We start from the raw sequence: 3,984 nt of genomic DNA, 5'->3' as shown, positions 1-3,984 counted from the left end.
CATAGATGCAAGTCAAGCACTGCAAGGGGTCCAAGGTTTTGGCCGGGCTAATCACCTTGTCAGAGCAGGGTCTTTTAATTACCATTCGGCAAATTTTTACGCAGTTCAGAAATTATTTAGTAGATGCCTGTTGCAACAGGCCACAAAGCTGATGGGAGAGGACTGAATGAGCAATGACGGCGTCAATGCAGGCCGGCGTCGCTTCCTAGTAGCAGCCACGTCTGTGGTAGGTGCTGCTGGAGCGGTGGGGGCTGCGGTCCCGTTCGTGGGGTCATGGTTCCCCAGTGCCAAGGCGAAAGCCGCAGGTGCACCGGTGAAAGTCAATATCGCCAAGATCGAGCCAGGTCAGCAGCTAATCGCTGAGTGGCGCGGCCAGCCCGTGTTCGTCGTTCGCCGTACAGAAGAAATTCTGGGCAACCTGAAAAAGATTGCCGGCGACCTCTCTGACCCTGAATCCAAGGCATCGGTTCAGCCGGCTTACGTCGATCCGTCGAATCGTTCGATCAAGCCTGAAATTCTTGTGCTGGTTGGCCTTTGCACGCATTTGGGTTGCTCCCCGACGTTCCGCCCAGAAGTGGCGCCGGTCGATCTGGGGCCGAAGTGGGTGGGTGGCTATTTCTGCCCTTGCCACGGCTCCCACTACGATTTGGCGGGTCGGGTCTACAAGTCTCAGCCAGCGCCGCTCAATCTGCCGGTGCCGCCGTACTCTTATGAGTCGGACGACATCATTGTCGTCGGTGTCGATCAGGAGAAAGCGTGATGAGTAAGTTCATGGATTGGGTTGATGCGCGCTTCCCCGCGACCAAGATGTGGGAAGACCATCTCAGCAAGTACTACGCACCGAAGAACTTCAACTTCTTCTATTTCTTTGGCTCCCTGGCGCTGCTGGTGCTGGTTAACCAGATCGTCACGGGCGTCTGGCTGACCATGAGCTTCACGCCGTCGGCGGAAGAGGCCTTCGCCTCCGTCGAATACATCATGCGTGACGTTGAATACGGCTGGGTGCTGCGTTACCTGCACTCTACCGGTGCATCGGCGTTTTTCGTCGTTGTCTACCTGCACATGTTCCGCGGTTTGCTCTACGGCTCTTACCAGAAGCCGCGTGAGCTGGTGTGGATCTTCGGTATGCTGATCTACCTGGCGCTGATGGCCGAGGCCTTCATGGGTTACCTGCTGCCGTGGGGCCAGATGTCCTACTGGGGTGCCCAGGTGATCATCTCGCTGTTCGGTGCGATCCCGGTCATCGGTGATGACCTCACCCAATGGATTCGTGGTGACTACCTGATCTCCGGTATTACCCTGAACCGCTTCTTCGCCTTGCACGTGATTGCCCTGCCAATCGTGATTCTGGGTCTGGTAGTGCTGCACATTCTGGCGCTGCACGAAGTAGGTTCGAACAACCCGGATGGTGTCGACATCAAGAAGCTGAAAGATGAGAACGGTGTTCCGCTCGACGGCATTCCTTTCCATCCGTACTACACCGTCAAGGATATCGTCGGTGTCGTGGTCTTCCTGTTCGTCTTCTGTCTGATCGTGTTCTTCTTCCCGGAAATGGGCGGTTACTTCCTCGAGAAGCCGAACTTCGAGCAGGCGAACGCCTTCAAGACACCTGCGCACATTGCGCCTGTATGGTACTTCACGCCGTTCTACGCGATTCTGCGTGCCGTCCCTGACAAGCTGCTTGGTGTCGTAGCCATGGGTGCCGCCATTGCCGTGCTGTTCGTGCTGCCTTGGCTTGACCGTAGCCCGGTCAAATCGATGCGCTACAAAGGCTGGCTGAGCAAGATCTGGCTGGTGGTGTTCTGCATTTCGTTCGTGATCCTGGGCGTGCTGGGTGTTCTGGCGCCGACTCCGGGTCGTACCTTACTGTCGCAGGTATGTACCTTCCTGTACTTCGCCTACTTCATTCTGATGCCGTTCTATACCAGGCTCGAGAAGACCAAACCGGTTCCGGAAAGGGTGACTGGCTGATGAAAAAGCTATTTGCAGTATTGATTCTGGCAGTGATGCCTTCGTTGACCTTTGCTGCCGGTGGTGAAACCGTCGAGCTGCAGAAGGTTGATATCGATCTGACTGACAAGGCCGCTCTGCAGGACGGTGCGCGCACCTTTGCAAACTATTGCATGGGTTGCCACGGCGCCAAGTTCCAGCGTTACGAGCGCGTTGCCGATGACCTCGGTATCCCGCATGAGCTGATGCTCGAGAAGCTGGTGTTCACCGGTGCCAAGATCGGCGATCACATGAAAGTCGGCATGCAGCCCAACGATGCCAAGGCCTGGTTTGGCGCCGCGCCGCCTGACCTGACCCTGGTTGCCCGGGTGCGTGGTACTGACTGGCTCTACAGCTACCTGCATGGCTTCTATGAGGACAAGGCGCGTCCTTGGGGTGTGAACAACACCGTGTTCCCTAACGTGGGCATGCCTAACGTGCTGGTAGGGTTGCAGGGTCGGCAGGTCATCGGTTGCAAGCAGGTCCAGATCGTCACTGACGGCAAGAAGCAATTCGACCCGCTGACCGGTACGCCGTTGACCCATGAGGCGTGTGACCAGCTGACCATCGTGCCGAAATCCGGTACCCTGAACGAAGAGCAGTTCGACGAGAAGGTCAAGAACCTGGTGACCTTCCTGGCGTACTCGGCCAACCCGGTCAAACTGGAAAGCCAGCGCATCGGTACTTACGTGCTGCTGTACCTGGCCTTCTTCTTCGTATTCGCTTACCTGCTCAAGCGCGAATACTGGAAGGACGTGCACTGATCACGCAGTAGTTTCTGGTAGTTGAACGCGCCCTGGGGCGCCTCTGCAACGCAGGGGTGTCCGCAGGGCGCGTTTGCATTTGTACCATTCATAATTACATTCGCGAGGAGGATCACCATGGGCGTGACCAACCGGTTAGCCTGCTACTCCGACCCCGCTGACCACTATTCTCATCGGGTACGCCTTGTTCTCGCCGAGAAGGGGGTCAGTGTCCAGATCATTGATGTGCCTGCTGGTCAGCAGCCGGCAAAGCTGATTGAAGTGAACCCTTACGGCAGTCTGCCGACACTGGTTGATCGCGATCTGGCGTTGTTTGAGTCGACCGTGGTGATGGAGTACCTCGACGAGCGTTATCCGCACCCGCCCTTGCTGCCGGTGTATCCGGTAGCCCGAGCCAACAGCCGGTTGCTGATACACCGCATCCAGCGCGACTGGTGTGGGTTGGTTGATCTGATTCTTGATCCGCGCAGCAAGGACAGCGCGCGCGCTCAGGCGCGCAAAGAGCTGCGAGAGAGCCTTACCGGCGTTTCTCCGCTGTTTGCTGAAAAACCTTGTTTCTTGAGCGAGGAGCAAAGTCTGGTCGACTGTTGTCTACTGCCCATACTCTGGCGTTTGCCGGTGTTGGGTATTGAATTGCCGCGGCCGGCAAAACCGTTGCTGGACTACATGGAGCGCCAGTTCGCTCGTGAAGCTTTCCAGGCGAGCCTGTCCGCTGCTGAACGTGAAATGCGTTAGGTTTTAAGGAGCCGTTTATGAACTCCAGTCGCCCTTATTTGGTGCGTGCGTTGTATGAGTGGATCGTGGACAACGATTGCACGCCGCATATGCTGGTCAATGCCGAGTACCCGGCGGTACAGGTGCCGCAAGGCTTTGCCAGTGATGGTCAGATCGTCTTGAACATTTCGCCCAGTGCCGTGCGTCATTTGCACATGGATAACGAGGCCGTGAGCTTCGAGGGTCGCTTTGGTGGCGTTGCGCATACCCTCTACGTGCCCACAGGTGCGATTCTGGGCATTTACGCTCGAGAGAATGGTCAGGGTATGGTGTTCGAGCTTGAGCCGCCTCTGGTGGACGACGACGAGCTTGAGGGGGAGGATGAATCGGGCGATGACACCGACAATCCACCGCCGCGCCCAAGTGGCCGGCCTAGCTTGAAAGTGGTCAAGTAACAAAAAAGGCGATCCAGGTGGATCGCCTTTTTTGTGCGCGATGCCCGGAGTCCGGGCAGTCG

5 protein-coding genes are annotated in these 3,984 nt (G+C 57.0%); all 5 read left to right on the top strand.

What is annotated here, in order from left to right:
• The first annotated feature begins 166 nt into the window (after positions 1–166).
• The 5 genes from petA (at position 167) to EKA13_RS26195 (ending at position 3,922) form a co-directional block, all read left to right on the top strand.
• Positions 167–760 (top strand): ubiquinol-cytochrome c reductase iron-sulfur subunit, encoded by a 594-nt coding sequence (gene petA / locus EKA13_RS26215; protein WP_065761951.1) that lies wholly within the window; start codon positions 167–169, stop codon positions 758–760.
• The gene (locus EKA13_RS26210) at positions 760–1,971 is read left to right on the top strand and encodes a cytochrome b (protein WP_065761950.1); all 1,212 of its coding nucleotides are present in this window, start codon (positions 760–762) and stop codon (positions 1,969–1,971) included. Before petA ends, EKA13_RS26210 begins: the two co-directional genes overlap by 1 nt.
• Entirely contained in the window at positions 1,971–2,753 is a 783-nt protein-coding gene (locus tag EKA13_RS26205) for a cytochrome c1 (RefSeq protein WP_065761949.1), read from the top strand. The genes EKA13_RS26210 and EKA13_RS26205 overlap by 1 nt, the downstream gene beginning before the upstream one ends.
• 117 nt (positions 2,754–2,870) lie before the next feature.
• Entirely contained in the window at positions 2,871–3,488 is a 618-nt protein-coding gene (locus tag EKA13_RS26200) for a glutathione S-transferase N-terminal domain-containing protein (RefSeq protein ID WP_065761948.1), read from the top strand.
• 17 nt (positions 3,489–3,505) lie between these two features.
• Entirely contained in the window at positions 3,506–3,922 is a 417-nt protein-coding gene (locus EKA13_RS26195; RefSeq protein WP_065761947.1) for a ClpXP protease specificity-enhancing factor, read from the top strand.
• The last annotated feature ends 62 nt before the right edge of the window (positions 3,923–3,984 follow it).

This window comes from Pseudomonas defluvii, assembly GCF_001695625.1.
GTDB classification, from domain to species: Bacteria; Pseudomonadota; Gammaproteobacteria; order Pseudomonadales; family Pseudomonadaceae; genus Aquipseudomonas; species Aquipseudomonas defluvii.
This window is presented reverse-complemented; position numbering and strand designations above follow the sequence as displayed.